Raw genomic sequence first — 17,227 nt, 5'->3', positions numbered from 1 at the left:
CGTCGTCGACTACCAACGATCCCTCTGCCACTCCCGGGGTCCGGGTGCCGGTCATTTGATCGTCAACCCGGCGTCGACGGGCAGCATCACGCCGGTGACGTATCTGGATTCATCGGATACCAGCCAGGCCACGGCATTGCTGATCTCCTCGGGTTCGAGGATCTCGATCGGCAGCAGGTTGCTGATCGAGTTACCCATGTTGGCCGGATCTGCCAATGCCCCCGCCAACGCGGTGTTTCCCACCACCATCGGTGTGCTCACCCCGGTCGGGTGTACCGAGTTGACTCGAATGTTGTGCTCGGCCAGCAGCACGGCGTACTGGCGCATCAGACCCACCACCCCGTGCTTACTTGCGGTGTAGCCGATGCCCGCACCGGAGCTTCCCCCGACAGCTTTGATTCCGGCCGTCGAACTCGTCATCACGATCGATCCACCGCGTCCCTGCGCGATCATGCGTTCCCGCGCGACCTCGACGGTATTGAAGACTCCGACCAGATTGACGCCGATCACGTCCGCAAAGACTGCATCGCGATCCGGTTCGTGCGCTTGCTGCGGGGCGATGCCTGCGTTGGCCACCACGATGTCGACTCCGCCGAGCTCCGTGGCACCTTCATCGAGTGCGGCCGAGAGTGCCTTCTTGTCGCGCACGTCAGCTGTTCGGGCCACGATGCGGCGATCAAGTTTTTCCACGAGCGCGACTGTCTCGGCAAGATCGTCCTCCGTTGCCAGTGAATACGGCACCGAGTCGATCGAGCGGCAGATATCGACGGCAATGATGTCAGCGCCCTCCTCGGCGAGCCGTACCGCGTGGCTGCGGCCCTGTCCGCGGGCCGCGCCGGTGATGAATGCAACCTTGCCTTCTAGCGTGCCGCTCATACGGAATCTTCCTTTCGAAATGGACCGGGCCGGGCATTGACGAGGCATGGCGCCCAGCCCGAAATTCTGGGGCGTCTCACGACTCCACCTGCGACGGACAGCCGTCGACGAGTGCCACCGCTCGGCTGTGCCGGATGCCACACCGAACTGTGACGTGCATCGCTCTCTCGAAGCCTGCCTTCACACGGCAATTCTGTCAACTCAATCGTTGATTTGATCCACAGACGCGTAGATTGCAACACTGTGTGCACGGACATTGGAGGTTGACATCTGTGGCACGGCGCATAATGATCGGACCAGCGATCTACACCGACGTTGATCGCGGCGCGTGCGGGCGACAACGGATGCGCACAACCAGTTTCGTCCCGAAGGAGTGCAGATGACCGACATCGAGACCAGGGTGCGACGGCTCGAAGATCGCGCCGAGCTTCAGGACCTCGCGGTTCGATACTTCTTGGCGTCCGACTTCGACGACTTCGACGCCATCGCCGACGCCTTCGCGCCCGAGGGGACCTTTTCCGCGGGAGGTTTCCCCGGTGCGACCGGCGGAAGCGGGATCGCCGACATGATTCGGCAAGCGCGAACGGCGTTCGGCACCACGATCCACACGCCGCACTACGTGCTGGTCGAGTTCGTCGACGACGATCATGCCACCGGCCTCGTCGGTGCCCATCTCGAAATCGCGACGGGCGGCACGACCGTGTTCGGTGCCGTGCGCTACGAAGACGAGTATATCCGAGTGGATGGCCGCTGGCGATTCGCTTCGCGCAACATGCGTACCGTCCACGTGGGCCCCTGGGACGACGTCGCATCGTCGTTGACCACGGAGTTGCCGGTCCGTTGGCCTGGTGCCGACGCCGCACCGTCCGACTATCCCGTCAACGCCTGACCCTCGCGGCGCGTCCGCACCCGAGGTGCAGTCGACTGCGGGGAGCCGCCCGCAAGTAATTCCGACGTCGCCGGAAATCTACGACGACGTTGACAAATCAAACCGGAGGGTCCAGTTCGTCGGATCGAACCGGGCCATACAAGTCGCATTGAAGGAGATCCTGATGACTGCCACCCGCGAGGTGTCCACCCGCGAGCTCACCGAGCTCGTCGAAAAGGGAAAGATCGAACGGGTTCTGTTCGATTACGCCTACAACCTGGACATGAACCTTCCTGATCAGCTCGCCGAGCTGTTCACGGAGGACTGCTACGTCGCCTACGGGCCCGACTTCGGCGCCGAAGGACGCGCTGCCTACCGCGAGACACTCGACGGCATCGGCACCTTCTTCACCGCCACCAGCCACCACGTGTCGAACGTCGTCGTCGACTTCTCCGAGGATCTGACCTCGGCCAAGGTCCGTTCGGTCCTCTACGCATGGCATCGGTACACCAAGGAAGGCAAGGCTGACGGCTACTTCTTCGGCCAGTACCACGACGACTTCGTGTACGACGACGAGAACGGCTGGCGCTTCGCGCGGCGGGAACTGCGTGCGTCCGGTGTCGTCGACTTCCACGTCAAGAAGCAGATTCCGATCGGACGGGCATGACAGCGGTCGCCGAGACCAAACCGGACGCTCAGTTCGAGAACCTGCGGATCGAGCATCGGGGCCCCATCAGTTGGATCGTCCTGAACCGACCGGACAAGGCCAATTCGCTATCGAATGAGCTGCTGGACGAGTTCAGTGCGGCGTTGGCCGCGCTGGCCACCTCCGGAGGTCCGGTCATCGGAATCCGCGGCGCCGGCAAGGGCTTCTCGGCCGGCTACGACATCGGTCAGGTCGGTAAAGTGGTAGCGGATCCGGATCCCGTGGCCGACCGAGAGCGTTTGGCTCGCAACGTCAACCGATTCCTCGCGATCTGGGATCATCCGAAACCGGTGATCGCCGCCGTACACGGCTACTGCATCGCAGGAGCCACCCAGATGTGCGTGTTCACCGATGTCACCTTCGTGGCACGCACCGCGAAGATCGGTGAGCCGGCGATCCCGCTCGGTGGTGGGTACATCGCCCCCCTGTGGGCCCCCCTGGTCGGCCCCAAGCGGGCCAAGGAACTGGCATTCGTGCCTGGCAATTCGATCGACGGCACGACAGCGGTCGAGTGGGGCTGGGCCAATCACGCCGTGGACGAGCAAGACCTGATCGGCGAAGTCGAAGCACTTGCTGCTCGCATGGCACGCACGCCGTCGGACATTCTGCGGATCAAGAAGCTGTCCATCAACAAGACGATGGAAGCAATGGGCGTGCGCACCGCGGCCCAGGGCGGCGCGGAAATGGATGCCCTGCTCCATCTGTCGCCGTCGGTGGCCGAGGTTCGCAGGTTCGTGGCCGAGGTGGGCCTGAAGGGCGCTATCGCTGCCTACCGCGAACCCGTGGAACTGACCGATCAACCTGTGGCAGAAAAGTACTGAGGAAGGACTTACCGTGAGCAGCGGAATCTTATTCGAGCTGGACAATCACGTCGCACGAGTGACGCTCGATCGCCCCAAGGCACTGAACTCCATCGATCCCGAGATGGACGCGGCGCTGTTCGAGGCATGGACCGAGATCAACTCGAATCCCGACATCTGGGTCGCCGTGCTCGGAGCGACGGGGGAGAAGGCCTTCTGTGCCGGCGCCAACGTCAGCGGAGGGACGGAAGGCGATGGCCGCAGGATGGCGCTCGGCGGTGGACTCACCGGCGTCGGTGGGCCCATGCTGACTCTTCGTAAGCCTCTGGTCGCGGCCGTTCAGGGCTACGCGATCGGCGGCGGTTTCGAACTCGCCATGTGCGCCGACATCATCGTCGCGGCGGACAACGCCCAGTTCGGTATTCCCGAGACCAAGGTGGGCATCATCGGCGAGGCCGGCATCATGCACCGTGCGATTCGGCAGCTGCCGCATCACATCGCGATGGCCTTGATTCTCACCGGCGAGCGCATCGATGCCCAGCAAGCCGAGCGTTATGGCCTCGTCAACGAGGTCGTGCCGTTCGAGAAGCTGCTCGAAACTGCGACGTCGTGGGCAGAGCGAATCGCCTCGGCGTCGCCCCTCGCCGTTCAGGCGGCGAAGGACGCTGTTCTGTCGCGCGCGGGTTGGCCGCTCGACGTCGCGCTGGCAACCCGGTACGAGCCGATCGAGGCCTACGCGACCAGTGCGGACAGGCTCGAAGGCAGGGCAGCCTTCGCCGAGAAGCGTGCAGCGCAATGGACGGGGCGCTGACAGTACCTTCGTGAGGTGCGCTGGGTCGGGATGATCGTTTCCCGGCCCAGCGCACAGTCAGGTCTTCGTCCTCGCGCCCTCCAAGAACAACGCGCAGAAAGCCTCGGTGGTCTGCTTGGCATCCACGTTGCGCATCCCGGGTTTGAGCCACCGATGTGTCCACTTCACCATCCCGAACAGCGACTTCGCCATCAGCTGCACCGGTACCTCGCCACGCAGGGTGCCCTCGTCGACGCCCTGTTGCAGGGTGTCGAGGACAAGTGTTTCGAAGCGTTTGGTCTTACGGGCCATCTCTTTGCCCCAAGAAGTTGCGTCCAGCTGCAACTGAGTCATGTCCTCCTGGATGTACACGTGGACGAAGGGATAGTTCTGGCCGTATGAGTTCATCTGTTGCTCGACGAGGCGGCGCAGCTTTCCGGTTGCGTCGTCGTCGCTGACGATGATGCCCTCGGCAACCGCGATGTTCTCATCGAGAACATCAACCAAGATGTAGTGGAAAAAGCCTGAAACAGCCCCGTCTTGCTCGCGAAGTAGTAATAGATCGACGCCCTGTCGGTCTCGAACCGCTCGGCAATCTCGTGGAGCGTTATCCCTTCGAAGCCCTTCTCCTTGAAGACATCGGCTGCGGTCCGCAACAGTTCCTGGCACTTGGCCTGATAGTTGGGGCTGCTGTCGTACTGAGCCCTGCGACGGCGTCGGCTCATGCCACTGGTGGCTGCGGTCGAAGTAGGCATTGTCGAACTATACGCCGCGGATCGCAGTGACTGATCAACATTGTCGTAGATTCCCGCGCGGATCGAATTGTTCAGGTGAAGAGAAGTTCCCGAGTAGTAGTTGTCGTTCGAACGCGGCCATCCGTTGCGATCGGCGAGGTCGACCCACGGCGGCAATGCCGCACATCGGTCTCGAACCTGTCGGGGGGCCGCAGGCGAGATCTCACTGCCGAGTACCGGTCGACGCAGAGCAATCTGCTGCATCGGTCATCTACAACAAGAGTAAGGAGTTCCTCGAGCCGGCATCGACAAAAATCAACTCCAACGTTGACAGCGGGACGTGGGTCGCTTAACGTTGACATCAACACGACCCTCTGCGCGCAGCACGCGAAGTCTGTGCCATGCATTCAGAATTCGGCAGCGCAATCGCTGACGACGACCGACAATTGAGGACGACATGACTGACTTCGGCGACTGGTGCACCGTCACTCCGCTCGGCGACCTGTTGGTGCGTGGAGCACACGCACATCCCGACCGCGACTTGATCGTATTTCCCGACGAGCGTTTCACCTACGCCGAAGTACTCGAGCGTGCCGTCGCGATTGCACGCGGGCTGTTGGCCATGGGAGTCCAGTCCGGGGACCATGTCGCGCTCCTGGCACCGAACGGTATCGAATTCGTCGAGGGATTCTTCGGATCGGCCTTGATCGGGGCAGTCGTCGTACCGCTCAATGCGCGGCACAAGGCCAAGGAACTGGGCTATATCATCGAGAACGCGGATATCACCGCGCTACTGACAGTGTCCAGCCCCGACGCCTACGTCGATTTCGTTCAGGTGCTGCACGAAGCGCTACCGTCGTTGACGACGACTGCCGGCGGCGACCTCGACCTACCCGAAGCGCCGCGTCTGCGGCGTGCGCTACTACTCAAGGGCGGGGACCAGCTCGGATTCACTTCCAGGGCGGACCTGGATACGGCAGCGGCGACCGTTGACCCGTCGATCGTCCATCGACATCGCCGACGGGTCAGGACACGGGATATCGCCGCGATCCTGTACACATCGGGGACGACCGCCCACCCCCGTGGATGCATGCTCACCCACGAATCGATGACGCGCGGCCCGGTGGAGCGCGCGACCGGGCGCCTGTCGGCGGGAGAGCGCCACATCAGCTGGGCCGGCGGACCACTGTTCCACATCGCTGCGCTGGCCCCCCTGATCGGCGCGATCGGTGCCGGGGGAACGTTCCTGACCGATACGTTCTTCGAACCTGGTCGCGCCATCGAGCTGATCAGGGCCGAGCGGCCGACCTGCGTCTGGCCCTGGTTCCCCGGACCGATGCAGATGATGATGTCGCACCCGGATTTCGACGCGGCCCAGTTCGACTCGATCCGGTACCTGTTCCTGATCGGCCCACGGGTCCTCATCGAACAGGTTCAGAATCTGTTCCCGGCGGCCGAACTGATGGCCGCATGCGGAATGACGGAAACGACCGGAATCTATGCGCTCAGCGAGCCGGACGAGTCGTTCGAGGATCGAAGCGGTGCACAAGGTAAGGCCGTGCCGGGCGTTGAGATTCGTATCGTCGATCCATTCGACGGTGCGGAGCAGCCGGTGGGGGTTCCCGGTGAGATCTTGATCCGAGGGTATTGCGTGACCGAGGGGTACTACAAGGATCCCGTAAAGACCGCCGAGTCGATCGATTCGGACGGCTGGTTGCGGACCGGGGACCTCTACAGTCGTACCGAGTCGGGGTGCCTGGTGTTCCACGGACGGCTCAAGGACATGCTCAAGGTCGGTGGCGAGAACGTCGCGGCCATCGAAGTCGAGTCGTTCCTCTGTGAGCATCCTGCGGTGTTGACTGCCGCTGTGATCGGCCGCCCGGACGACCGGCTCGACGAAGTGCCGGTGGCCTTCGTCGAGGTCCGAGAAGGCCATCAGCTCACAGAAGCCGAGTTGATCGAATTCTGTGACGGCAGGATCGGCCGGTACAAGGTTCCCCGCGCGGTCTTCTTCGTCGAGGCGGGGGCGTGGCCGATGTCGGCGACGAAGATCAACAAGCGAGGGCTCAAAACACAACTGGCGACGCCGGCTAAGTCAATGAGTACAGCCGGATGAGTTCCGTGACAGTCGGATTCGACACCCAAGATCTTCGTGTGTTGGCGGAAGAGATTTTGGAAGGAGTTCAGGATGGAGCCGGCCTCGATGAGCAAACTCGTGTGCTCACACATATCGCGGTTCGCGCGGTAGCAACGACGATGGATGTCGCGGGTACCGGCCGCTACATCGAGGAAGCTCTGGACCTGGGCCTCGACGCTGCACAAATTCAGGAAGCGTTGACGGTGGTATCGGGACTCGGGGTGCACACACTGTTCGAGTCGTCCAGACAGCTGTCGAGTGCCGTTCGCCGCAGAAACGGCGGCGAAGACGCACCGCTCGATCAGACGCAGCAGAACCTGTGGGATCGCCACATCGGCACCGACCCGTACTGGCAGCGCATGGAAGCCGAGCTTCCGGGCTTCTTCGACGCACTGCTCAGGATGTCACCGGAAACGTTCGTGGCGTTCTTCGACTACTGCGCGGTGCCGTGGAAGAGTCGGGCACTGCGGGCGGTGACGAAGGAATTGATCTCTCTGGCTGCCGATTCCACTCCAACCCACCGATACAAGCCCGGGTTCCTGCTGCACCTGAGAAACGCGCTCGACCTCGGCGCCGGTGCCCGCAGTATCCGTGAGGTTCTCGAAATCTCGGCGGCCGCTCCCGAGCACCGCGGCGTCGGCTGACCGTAGCCGTCTTTGCTCCCGCGGGTCGACACGAAAGGCACTACCGCTGCCGCGAACCGAGTGTTTCACTCCAGTCGGGCTCAGGTCGCTGCCGCGAGTGAGGCTGCCACTTGGGAGCGGCGGGCTACTCCCAACTTGCGGAGCATGTGCGCGACGTGCCCCTCGACGGTTCTGACGGACAGGACGAGCCGGTCCGCGATCTCCCTGTTGGTGAGTCCGTGTGCCACGTATTGTGCAATGTCCATCTCCCGGGGTGAGAGTCCGACCACCGGATGTGACGACGTCGACGGGCTGTCGTCGGGCTCCTCGTCCAGGGCATAAGCGATGAGTTCGGCTATCGACAGTGTCGACCCGCGACGACGCGCTGCCATGTAGACCTCGTCTCCGAGCGAAGTCCGCGCACGGGATTCGTACACCTCTCTCCGTTCGACCCAGTGCCGGGATCCGTAGAGCTGCATGCCGAACGATTCCCACATCGACGATGCTGCACCGAGAAGTACGGCGGCGCGTTCCCCGGAGCCTGCCGCGGCTTCTGCCCAGGCGAAAAGGTCGGTGACCAAGGTTGCTCCGACCGTGTCGTCGAAGGCGCGGTTGAGCGCGAGGGCGTTCATTGCGTGAGTGATGGCCCCGTCGTGGCGTCCGCGAACCAGCTCTACCAATCCCAATCCGTACACCGCGTACGACAACATCCATTTCTCTCCGGTAGCCGATGCCTGCGCGTAAACGAACTCGAAGTTCTCGGCAGCGCGTTCGGTCTCGCCGCGCGAGCTGCAGAGCATTCCCATCTCGATGTGAGCCGTCCACATCAGATCGGTAATGCCGGGGAGACGCTCGTATAGTGCCAACGCGTCCGACAGGTGGCGTTCGCCGGCCTCGAAATTACCGCCGAGGTAGGTGTTGAGGCCTTGCGTCTGCAGGGCGAATGCCAGTGTCGCATCGTCACCGAGTTCGCGTGCGCATCGCGCGGCAGCAGCGAGCGCTCGGGCCGCCTGGACTCTCTCGCCCTGCATCGTCTGCAGCAATCCCAATGTCGCGTTGAGCTGAGCTACGACATCATCGGCCGTGTCGTCGTGACCGAGGAACTCGGTCACCCACATCCGGTGTTCTCGTACCGAAAATGCCGACGACCACAGGAACCAGGTTGCGACGAGGCTCGACGCGAGGTGCAGCGTCTCGTGATTCCGGTCGCTCAGCGCAGTCTGTAATGCCGACCGCAAGTTGGCGCGGTTCTCGCGAAGCCGGGCGCTCACACGCTCCTGCTCGGCCCCCGTCCATGATCGGCGGGCGGTGCGCACCAGTTCAGCGCACCAACGCACGTGTGCCACCCGTAGCTCGGCCTTCTCGCCATCGGACAGTTTACCGGCACCGAAGTGCCGAATCGTTTCCAGCATCTTGAACCGGACGCCTCCCTCGCCGGTGGTGCGCTGTAGCACCGACTTGCCGATCAGACCGGTGATCGTATCCAAGATACTCGCGGCGTCGACAGGACCACCGGCACAGACACTTTCGGCCGCGGCGAGGTCGAATCCTTCGGAGAACACGGACAATCGAGCCCAGAGCACCTGCTCCTGCGCAGTGCAGAGATCGTAACTCCACTCGACCGTCGCATGCAGACTTCGATGTCTACTCGGCCCGCCGCGGTTACCCGTTATCAACAACGCCAGCCGGTCGTCGAGACGTTCCGCCAGATCTTCTACGGACAGCGCGGTCAAGCGAGCACAAGCCAGTTCGATAGCCAGCGGCATACCGTCCAGTTGTGTGCACACCCGGCGGGCAGCGTCCCGACTCGAATCCGTGATGAAGAATCCGGACAAGGCGGCCGAGGCGCGGCTCTCGAACAACTCGATGGCCGGACCCGGCCTGTCCGGGTCACGGTGGTCGGTCATGGACAGTGGATCGAGGACGAGCACGTGCTCTTCGGGAATCGACAGCACTTCACGACTGGTGGCCAGAATCTTCACATGTTCGGTGTTCCGCAACAGAAGCGAGATCAACTCGGCGCACGCGCTGACGAGATGCTCGCAATTATCCAGCACCAGCAACAGGTGCTTATAGCGGATCGATTCGAGGAGCGATTCGGTTGCACTTCGTTCCGGTGCATCTCGCTCGTCGAACCCCAGGGCGTCCAGAATCGTCTGGGGGAGCAGAGTCTCGCTCCGCAGGGACGCCAGCTCCACGAAGCGGACTCCATCGGAAAATGCCCGACGGTACGTAGCTGCCGCCTCTGCCGCGAGTCTGGTCTTGCCGATACCACCGGGGCCGGCGACAGTGATGAGTCGGCTGTCGCCGAGTAGTACCCGGATTTTGTCCAGGTCTTCGCTGCGACCGACGAAACTCGTCGAGAAGAGTGGAATATCGGTCCCAGTGGACGTGCGGATGCTCGATGTGCTGCTGCCGGTCGTTCGTGAACGCTCCTCCTTGACGCACCGGACCGCGCTCGCCAGCGTATTTCGCGACCCACTCCATTCGAGTTCCCGATGCAGTTGTGCCACTGTCACATTCGGATCCGCGTCGAGCGCCGCGGCGATGCGGGGTCGGAGGGCGTCGGCTGACGACCCAGACCGTGGTCGGTGGTCCCGCGGGGGTGCCTCGAAGTTCAGGGCGCGCCGCACCGTGTTGCGCGAGACCTTCAAGCGCGTCGCGATGCCCGAGACCGATTCACCGGATTGTCGAAGCTCGACTATCTCGCGCCACTCGTCAGCGTTCACTGTGCTCTTTCGTCCGCGTACATGGTTGTGATGGGTGACACTGCTCGATCATGCCCGTGCCGGGGCGCGTGGTCAAGATCTGACAACGCGCACATTGACAACTAGTGAGCGGTTCATGAGCGACAGCATGGCGTCTTGACCTGCATCAATCACGCCGCGCCGGGATAAGTGGTGAACCGAGTGCAACTACGGTTTCGTGCACGGCGCAGACAGTACACAGTGATACAGGTCATACCCGAACAGATCGCCGCACAGACGGAGCATCCATGAGCACGCCGGAACAGAACATCGCCTCAGCCAACAATTTCGCAAAGGTCTTCTCCACGGGCGACGTGGAACAGATCCTCGACACGCTCCACCCCGAGGCGACCTATTGGGTGTCCGGGGGTATCGACGGAATGTCGGGAAGCTATGACAAGGACGGTCTCGGTGCGCTGCTGAGCGGGGTCACTTCAATATACGAGAACGGCGCTCTCGAGATCACCCCGACTGCGGCGATCGCGCAAGGAGACAAGGTCGCCGTCGAAGCCACCTCGTACGCGAAGTTGAAGAACGGCAGGGTCTATCAGAACCAGTACCACTTCCTGTTCGAGTTTCGCGACGGGAAGATCCTGTCGGTCAAGGAGTACATGGACACCAAGCACGCATACGACATCTTCTATGCCTGACAAAAGGTCTCATACCAGCACAGGGCAATCGACCACAAATTCGTAGAAAGGCAGTTCACGATGGCAATGGAAACAGGACTCATCGTCCACCCGTACATGCGCCCCGAACGGACCGCGCGCCAGACGTTCGACTGGTGCGTCCAGCAGGCCATCGAGACCGACAAGATCGGCTTCGACTCGATCATGTTCTCCGAGCACGCCTCTCAACGTTGGGAGAACATCCCCAACCCGGAGCTGATCATCGCAGCAGCCGCACGCCAGACCGAGCGGATCAAGTTCGCGCCGATGGCTCACATCCTTCCCCACCACAATCCGGCGAAGCTCGCGATCATGGTCGGCTGGCTGTCGCAGATCCTCGAGGGCCGATACTTCCTCGGCGTGGGTGCCGGCGCCTATCCGGACGCCTCGTACATTCATGGCATCAAGAATGGTGAAAACACACAGTTCACCAACGAGATGGTCCGCGAGTCCCTCGACATCATGGAGAAAATCTGGAAACGCGAACCCTTCTTCTACGAGGGACGTTTCTGGAACGCCGGCTACCCGGAAGAAAAGCACGGCGACGAGGGCGACGACCAGCACAAGCTGGCCGACCTCAGTCCGTGGGGTGGTGCACCGGAGATCGCCGTGACCGGATTCAGTGCCAAGTCGCCATCGATGCAGTTCGCGGGCGAGCGCGGATTCCGACCGATGTCGATCTTCTCCGGTCTAGATGCATTGAAGATGCACTGGGACATCTACTCCACAGCCGCGGAGGCCAATGGGCACGTCGCCGACCGTTCGCGCTACCACGTGTCCCAGACGGTGTTCGTTGCCGACACGGACAAGGAGGCGAAGCGGCTCGTGATGGAAGGGCCGATCGGATACTGCTTCGAGCGCTACCTCATCCCCATCTGGTGGCGATTCGGCATGATGGACGGATTCATCAAGGACGCCGGAGCAGACAGGGCCGACGTCGACCTCGAATGGGTTGTCGACAACGTATTCTGTGTGGGCTCACCGGACACCGTGGTAGACAAGATCAATACGTTGTTCGAGGCCAGCGGCGGGTGGGGCACGTTGCAGATCGAATCGCACGACTACTCCGACGACCCGGCGCCGTGGTTCAATTCGCTGGCAATGATCCAGAAGGAAGTGGCTCCCAAGATCTCACTTCCTACAGCGGTGACGGTGTAGTCCTCGGATCGAACGAAGGACAGCAATGAACATAGCGGTGATGAGGGCACAGCAGCCCTCATCACCGCTACATCTCAGGAAACGGCCCATCACATCCGACGAGATAGCCCCGGTGGATATTCCGGGCAGGCGATGCCCATGCCCTAGTGAAGCTCCGTCGCGAGACGAAGGAGTTCGATCGGGCATCCATCCGACCCCGGTGCCCAGAACACCGATGTATCTCCAGGGGCGTGAACCGGGCAGGACGTCAGTTCACTGCGACCGTCTCGTGGGTGCCTTCCACATGCACGTTCGGCACGACCTCCGTCGCGAACAGGCGCAGCGACTCCACCCATGGTGCCGGATCATCCAGAGCGTCATGGGTGTTGACGGCCAGCTGGCCGTACCGGAAGCCTGCCAGCTCGAAGGTCTTCTCGATCTTGGCGATGACCGTTTCGGGGCTGCCGCACAGCCAGACGTGGTCGGCCAGGTAGTCCAGGTCGACATCGTCGATGTCGACCTTCTTGTCGGCGTCGTCGATGAAGCCCTGAAGAATCCGGTACTTCTGGTAGACCGGCATCAGGTACTTCTTCCACGCATGACCCAGGGCGCCGTTCTTGGCCTGCTCCTTGGCTTCCTCGTCGGTCTTTGCCACGTATACGTCGCGGGCGATCTTGAAGTTCGCACCCTGCGGCGTGCCACCGATGGACCGGACGGCCTCGGAGTACGTATCCCACTGTGACCTCAGTAGCGCAGACCCTCCGTAGAAGGAGATGGGGGTCCATCCGCGTTCACCGGCGAGTCGGTGGGAGGGGGAGTTCTTGCTCAGACCGGTGACGGCGATTTCGAGACCGTCTGCGCCGCCGTGCGGCGAATGATCTGCGGTCAGGTGGTACTCCTCGCCTTCCTTGACCTTGAATTCGCCATGCGATGCGACGCTACCGGGATCGATCTGTCCGTCCAGGCGTGCGGCCTTGTAGTACTTGCCTTCGAAGTCGAAGGGTTCCTGACGCCACACCTTGTCCATCACCTCGAGTCCCTCCATCAATCGAGGGTGGGCTTCGGACAGGTCACCGGGCTGACCACGCAGTACCGCCTCGTTCTCCCAGGATCCCGCGCCGACGCCGAGGAAGTAGCGGTCTTCGAGCAGCTGCGAGGTGTACCCGACCTGGATGGCGAGCGTCGACGGGTTGTGCAGCGGCACGATGTGCGCCATCGGCGCAAAACGCATCCGCTCGGTGATCTGCGCTGCCGCGACGATCAGCAACTCAGGGTTGGGAATATTCTCCCACGCCTGCATGCCGTGCTCGCCGACCATGAAGTCGCGGTAACCGAACTTGTCGGCGGCCGCCGCGAGCAGCAACGAGTACTCGAACGTCTCCTTGTCCTTACGCCCGGGGCGCATGTACGGGGTGTGAAAAATTCCGCATTCCATCTCTTGATCTCCCAATCTTTTGTCATCATCGACGTATCGGTCTCGGTCGTGTCGACGGTGCAGCACGTTCCGGTCGGACGCGAGAATGCTCCGTTCGTTCAGTCACTCGTTGCGGGATTGCATCGTTCATGCGAATCCGCGGATTCGCGCCGGCCCGATGGGCGATAAGCGCGAACGGTCGAACACGGGCTCTGGGCATCCATCCGGCAACGTGCCTCGGTGTGTTGCCGGGAGGCGCAGACCGATCACCGCACCCTCCAGGATAGTGGTGATCATCATCACTGTCAACTGCTACGTTGACGTTGATTCTTGGCCGATGGTCGCAAAAGTGCTGTACAACGCGCCTCGCGATTCGCTGCAACTGGCGGCGTGATGTCGGCATGGTGTCGATTCATCCGATGGTGTGCATCAGTGAACGGGTTCGTACCACGTCGGCAGAGAGTGCTGCGATCAGCTCTTCTTTCGACGCGAAGGCGGCCTGACCCCGCACCCAATGCTCCAGTTGCACAGTGACAGTGAGGCCGTAGAGGTCGCCGGAGAAGTCGAGTAGGTGAGCCTCGAGCAACCGGACACCCGACCGGCCGTAGAATGTGGGTCGCTTGCCGATCGAAATGGCGGCGGTAAAAACCGAGCCGTCCGGCAGCGTGCAGCGACCGGCCCACACTCCGTCTGCTATCGAGTTGGAATCCTCGAGTTCGAGGTTTGCAGTGCGGAAACCCAGTTCACGGCCGCGCTGATCCCCACGCACCACCGTCCCGACAACGTAGGTGGATTGCGGGTCGGCGTCTGCCCTGTATTGCGAGGGAAGGCCTGGGTCGGTCGGAGCGGAATCGAACGACTGACTGATGCTCATGCCGAAATGCCACATCATGGTACGAGCGTCGGGCGAGAAGTTGAGCAGAATCGGTGAGCGATATCCACACTCGCGCACGACCTCGACCAGGTCTGCATTGACGTCGGTCAACAGCACATCACCGTTGCGTCGGCGCGCCACGATCACTGTGCCATAACCATGTTCGGCGACCGCGGCCAAAGCCGTTGTGGCAATGTCGGGCGTCAGGTGCGGTGCTGGATCCATCTCGATTTCCAGCCGCACGATGGGCGTGGCGATACCCGGCGAGGAATTGAGAGAATAGGCGACATATTCGATATCGGTGACATCGCTGCGATATCCGACGCAATGCACATACCCCAGTGCCGTCTCCCGGACCAGCGTGAACTGTGTGTGAAGATGCGATTCGACCATGCGCCGGTAGGTGACTACGTCCTCGATGGAGACAACGCCCAGACCGTGGGCGGCGGCGAACCGCTGCGCCTCCACGGAACTGGAGATGCAGGTCGGATCATCATCGGAGACCAGCGCCGTGAAGGTTCCGGCTTGTCGTAGGCCCGCCACGCTCGCCAGGTCGACAGCGGCTTCAGCGGCAGCCCGGCGCGACAGGACGCCGGCGGGATCCGTTCGCACCGGCAACACATGTCCTGGCCTGGTGAAGGCATCGGCGGCGCTGGAGCCGTCCGACAGCATGCGTAGTGTCCGGGCCCGGTCCGCGGCCGATATGCCGGTGCCCGGCCCGACGGCGTCGACGCTCACGGTGTACTCGATGCCGGAATGGTCACGGTCCTCGCCAACCATTCTGGTCAGCTGCAGGCGGTCGCATTCGGTACCGGGAAGTGCAGCACAGATCAGACCGGAGCCGAACCTCACCATGAAGGCGATGGTCTCGACCGTTGCCTTCTCGGCCGCGAGTACGATGTGCGCGTCGTCCGCCGGATTCGTGCCTGTCAGCACAACTGGTCGTCCGGCGCTGAGATCGGACAAGGCGCGTTGTACCCGGGTGGTCGGACAGTCCATCGTCGGCCTCGCTTCTTCCAGGGTGATTGCCAATCCTCTGTGACGAGCGTCGCAAAGATGGCCGATTCTGTCAACATCAACGTGGACATTGAGAGTTTCTGTGGATCGCCACCGTGGCCATTCAGGATCGTTGCTGGTGCATGCCCGAGTGGCAGACCGGTGCCCAGAAGATCCGAAGTGGGCGAGCGCAGGTGTGTGTCCTTGGTGTATGCAGGGTTCGCCCGACGACGGTCAGGATCTGTCCTGCACTCATCTGGCCTGGTCGGGGTCTCGACATAGCACACGGCAGCGTTACGTCTCCGTCTGTGCGAAATCCTCCACAGGACGTTCATGAACTTCAGTTCTTCGCGGATCGCTTTGGTGGTCGTGGCACGGGGGCGATCGGTGGGGTTGCCGGGTCTTGGTTGCCGATAGCGTCATCATGCGTTGACGCGGAGTTCATTCAATGAAATGTGTACCAGTGAAGAACGTGTCGATGTGTCCGATTCAGGTCCGATCTCCGCATGAGCGCACCCGCGACAGCATCGGAGGGGAAGGAGCGCTCGGACTGTTCTACCGTCTGACGATCAGTGCGTTCCCCTGGCCACCGCCGCCGCACAGCGCCGCCGCGCCGACGCCACCGCCGCGGCGCTTCAACGCGTACGCGAGCGACAGCGCGAGCCGTGCGCCGGACATACCGACGGGATGCCCGAGTGCGATTGCTCCGCCGTTAATGTTGACCGTGTCGGCGTCGATGCCCAGTTGACGAATCGACTCGAGTGCCACGCCGGCGAAAGCCTCGTTGATCTCCACGAGATCGAGATCGTCCACCGTCAGAGCGCCGTCCTTCTCGAGAGCCTTCGAAATTGCGTTGGCGGGCTGGGGCAGCAGTGACGTGTCCGGACCGGCGACGAACGCGGACGTCCCGAGCTCGGCCAGCCATTCGAGACCGAGTTCCTCTGCCTTTGCCTTGCTCATCAGAACGACCGCGGCCGCGCCGTCGGACAGCTGTGACGCCGAACCGGCGGTGATGGTGCCGTTCTCGCGGAATGCGGGCCGGAGCTTACCGAGACTCTCCGCAGTCGTGCTGCCGCGGATGCCCTCGTCGGCGGTGACCGTCGTCGAACCGCGGCGTGACACGATCTCCACGGGAACGATCTCGTCGGCGAACGTGCCGTCCTCGGTCGCGGCAGCAGCCCGCTCGTGCGATCGCGCAGCGAAGGCGTCCTGCCCTGCGCGATCGAGGTCGGTGCCCTGGACGTAGCGTTCGGTCGCCTCGCCCATCGAGAGGTCGTCGAACGCGCAGATCAACGCGTCGCGGTCCAGTGCATCGTCGAGTGCGGCTGCACCGTACCGAAATCCGACGCGTGCTCCGCGTGCGAGGTAGGGGGCGCCGGTCATCGATTCCATGCCCCCGGCGACGACGATGTCGGCGTCGCCGGACTTGATGAGCCGATCTGCGTCGATGATCGCTTGCAGTCCGGACAGGCACCGGTTGTTGATCGTGACCGCGGGAGTGGTGAGTGGAATGGCTTCCGCTGCCGCTGCCTGGCGTGCCGGGTTGGGCCCGACACCTGCCTGGACGACGTTGCCCATGATGACCGCGTCCACCGCGCCCCCGTCGACGCCGGCCCTCGCCAGGGCCCCGCGGATGGCGTGCCCCCCGAGTTCGACGGCAGTCAGCGAGGCGAGCGCTCCGCCCAGCTTTCCGATCGGGGTACGAGCCCCCGCTACCAATACCGTCGCTGTCACGTGCGTCTCCTCTAAGGTCCTTCGACCGACCACCGGCCGCGTGGTCAACAGTAGCGTAGATTGGCCCGATGTCGCCGCTTCATCGGCCACCCCACCGGCACATGCGTTCGAGGGCCGGTGGGG

15 protein-coding genes and 1 pseudogene are annotated in these 17,227 nt (G+C 62.6%); 8 read left to right on the top strand and 8 right to left on the bottom strand.

What is annotated here, in order from left to right; all coding sequences use genetic code 11:
• Positions 1-51: 51 nt before the first annotated feature.
• Positions 52-876 carry a mycofactocin-coupled SDR family oxidoreductase gene (locus ACFTZB_RS00585; RefSeq protein ID WP_378429682.1) on the bottom strand — a complete coding sequence of 275 codons (825 nt, stop codon included), beginning with the start codon at positions 874-876 and terminating at the stop codon, positions 52-54.
• A gap of 379 nt (positions 877-1,255) precedes the next feature.
• Between ACFTZB_RS00585 and ACFTZB_RS00580 the strand changes: the two genes are divergently transcribed.
• The 4 genes from ACFTZB_RS00580 (at position 1,256) to ACFTZB_RS00565 (ending at position 4,061) form a co-directional block, all read left to right on the top strand.
• Positions 1,256-1,765, top strand: coding sequence for a nuclear transport factor 2 family protein (locus ACFTZB_RS00580; protein WP_378429605.1), 510 nt, complete (start codon positions 1,256-1,258; stop codon positions 1,763-1,765).
• Between the two features lie 163 nt (positions 1,766-1,928).
• Positions 1,929-2,411, top strand: a complete 483-nt coding sequence (locus ACFTZB_RS00575) for a nuclear transport factor 2 family protein (protein WP_378429604.1) — start codon at positions 1,929-1,931, stop codon at positions 2,409-2,411.
• Positions 2,408-3,271: an enoyl-CoA hydratase-related protein gene (locus tag ACFTZB_RS00570; RefSeq protein ID WP_378429603.1), complete on the top strand. Its 864-nt coding sequence runs from the start codon at positions 2,408-2,410 to the stop codon at positions 3,269-3,271. The genes ACFTZB_RS00575 and ACFTZB_RS00570 overlap by 4 nt, the downstream gene beginning before the upstream one ends.
• Positions 3,272-3,284: 13 nt before the next feature.
• Positions 3,285-4,061 (top strand): enoyl-CoA hydratase/isomerase family protein, encoded by a 777-nt coding sequence (locus ACFTZB_RS00565; RefSeq protein ID WP_378429602.1) that lies wholly within the window; start codon positions 3,285-3,287, stop codon positions 4,059-4,061.
• A gap of 57 nt (positions 4,062-4,118) precedes the next feature.
• Here ACFTZB_RS00565 and ACFTZB_RS00560 read toward each other — a convergent pair whose 3' ends face one another.
• Together ACFTZB_RS00560 and ACFTZB_RS00555 are read right to left on the bottom strand one after the other, a co-directional pair.
• Positions 4,119-4,547, bottom strand: coding sequence for a TetR/AcrR family transcriptional regulator C-terminal domain-containing protein (locus ACFTZB_RS00560; RefSeq protein WP_378429601.1), 429 nt, complete (start codon positions 4,545-4,547; stop codon positions 4,119-4,121).
• Positions 4,445-4,765 (bottom strand): TetR/AcrR family transcriptional regulator, encoded by a 321-nt coding sequence (locus ACFTZB_RS00555; protein ID WP_378429681.1) that lies wholly within the window; start codon positions 4,763-4,765, stop codon positions 4,445-4,447. Before ACFTZB_RS00555 ends, ACFTZB_RS00560 begins: the two co-directional genes overlap by 103 nt.
• 466 nt (positions 4,766-5,231) lie before the next feature.
• Here ACFTZB_RS00555 and ACFTZB_RS00550 point away from each other — a divergent pair, with 466 nt between their 5' ends.
• Both ACFTZB_RS00550 and ACFTZB_RS00545 read left to right on the top strand, forming a co-directional pair.
• Positions 5,232-6,890: a class I adenylate-forming enzyme family protein gene (locus tag ACFTZB_RS00550; RefSeq protein WP_378429600.1), complete on the top strand. Its 1,659-nt coding sequence runs from the start codon at positions 5,232-5,234 to the stop codon at positions 6,888-6,890.
• 140 nt (positions 6,891-7,030) lie between these two features.
• A complete protein-coding gene (locus ACFTZB_RS00545) occupies positions 7,031-7,555 on the top strand; it encodes a carboxymuconolactone decarboxylase family protein (RefSeq protein WP_378429599.1) in 525 nt (174 codons plus the stop codon).
• A gap of 80 nt (positions 7,556-7,635) precedes the next feature.
• Here the strand turns inward: ACFTZB_RS00545 and ACFTZB_RS00540 are convergent, their stop codons facing one another.
• Entirely contained in the window at positions 7,636-10,047 is a 2,412-nt protein-coding gene (locus tag ACFTZB_RS00540) for an ATP-binding protein (RefSeq protein WP_378429680.1), read from the bottom strand.
• Between the two features lie 114 nt (positions 10,048-10,161).
• Positions 10,162-10,266 (bottom strand): annotated as a pseudogene (locus ACFTZB_RS00535) (helix-turn-helix domain-containing protein); the annotation flags it as partial.
• Positions 10,267-10,529: 263 nt separating this feature from the next.
• Here ACFTZB_RS00535 and ACFTZB_RS00530 point away from each other — a divergent pair.
• Entirely contained in the window at positions 10,530-10,931 is a 402-nt protein-coding gene (locus tag ACFTZB_RS00530) for a nuclear transport factor 2 family protein (RefSeq protein ID WP_378429598.1), read from the top strand.
• Between the two features lie 60 nt (positions 10,932-10,991).
• Positions 10,992-12,107 (top strand): LLM class flavin-dependent oxidoreductase, encoded by a 1,116-nt coding sequence (locus ACFTZB_RS00525; RefSeq protein ID WP_378429597.1) that lies wholly within the window; start codon positions 10,992-10,994, stop codon positions 12,105-12,107.
• Positions 12,108-12,354: 247 nt separating this feature from the next.
• Here ACFTZB_RS00525 and ACFTZB_RS00520 read toward each other — a convergent pair whose 3' ends face one another.
• From ACFTZB_RS00520 to ACFTZB_RS00510, 3 genes are all read right to left on the bottom strand, one after another.
• Positions 12,355-13,521 carry an LLM class flavin-dependent oxidoreductase gene (locus ACFTZB_RS00520; RefSeq protein WP_378429596.1) on the bottom strand — a complete coding sequence of 389 codons (1,167 nt, stop codon included), beginning with the start codon at positions 13,519-13,521 and terminating at the stop codon, positions 12,355-12,357.
• Between the two features lie 391 nt (positions 13,522-13,912).
• Positions 13,913-15,406 carry a 3,4-dihydroxy-2-butanone-4-phosphate synthase gene (locus ACFTZB_RS00515; protein ID WP_378429595.1) on the bottom strand — a complete coding sequence of 498 codons (1,494 nt, stop codon included), beginning with the start codon at positions 15,404-15,406 and terminating at the stop codon, positions 13,913-13,915.
• 519 nt (positions 15,407-15,925) lie between these two features.
• The gene (locus ACFTZB_RS00510; protein ID WP_378429594.1) at positions 15,926-17,104 is read right to left on the bottom strand and encodes an acetyl-CoA C-acyltransferase; all 1,179 of its coding nucleotides are present in this window, start codon (positions 17,102-17,104) and stop codon (positions 15,926-15,928) included.
• Positions 17,105-17,227: the final 123 nt, after the last annotated feature.

It is taken from the genome of Rhodococcus sp. NPDC057014, from assembly GCF_042673295.1.
In the GTDB taxonomy this organism is placed as follows: domain Bacteria; phylum Actinomycetota; class Actinomycetes; order Mycobacteriales; family Mycobacteriaceae; genus Rhodococcus_F.
Note: the sequence above shows the minus strand (reverse complement) of the source record. Positions and strands in the feature narration are given on the sequence as shown.

Bases quoted from the DNA above. Each gene is read 5' to 3' on its own strand.
- ACFTZB_RS00585 (WP_378429682.1), bottom strand. From the start codon at position 876: ATGAGCGGCACGCTAGAAGGCAAGGTTGCATTCATCACCGGCGCGGCC.
- ACFTZB_RS00580 (WP_378429605.1), top strand. From the start codon at position 1,256: ATGACCGACATCGAGACCAGGGTGCGACGGCTCGAAGATCGCGCCGAG.
- ACFTZB_RS00575 (WP_378429604.1), top strand. From the start codon at position 1,929: ATGACTGCCACCCGCGAGGTGTCCACCCGCGAGCTCACCGAGCTCGTC.
- ACFTZB_RS00570 (WP_378429603.1), top strand. From the start codon at position 2,408: ATGACAGCGGTCGCCGAGACCAAACCGGACGCTCAGTTCGAGAACCTG.
- ACFTZB_RS00555 (WP_378429681.1), bottom strand. From the start codon at position 4,765: ATGAGCCGACGCCGTCGCAGGGCTCAGTACGACAGCAGCCCCAACTAT.
- ACFTZB_RS00550 (WP_378429600.1), top strand. From the start codon at position 5,232: ATGACTGACTTCGGCGACTGGTGCACCGTCACTCCGCTCGGCGACCTG.
- ACFTZB_RS00545 (WP_378429599.1), top strand. From the start codon at position 7,031: ATGGATGTCGCGGGTACCGGCCGCTACATCGAGGAAGCTCTGGACCTG.
- ACFTZB_RS00530 (WP_378429598.1), top strand. From the start codon at position 10,530: ATGAGCACGCCGGAACAGAACATCGCCTCAGCCAACAATTTCGCAAAG.
- ACFTZB_RS00525 (WP_378429597.1), top strand. From the start codon at position 10,992: ATGGCAATGGAAACAGGACTCATCGTCCACCCGTACATGCGCCCCGAA.
- ACFTZB_RS00520 (WP_378429596.1), bottom strand. From the start codon at position 13,521: ATGGAATGCGGAATTTTTCACACCCCGTACATGCGCCCCGGGCGTAAG.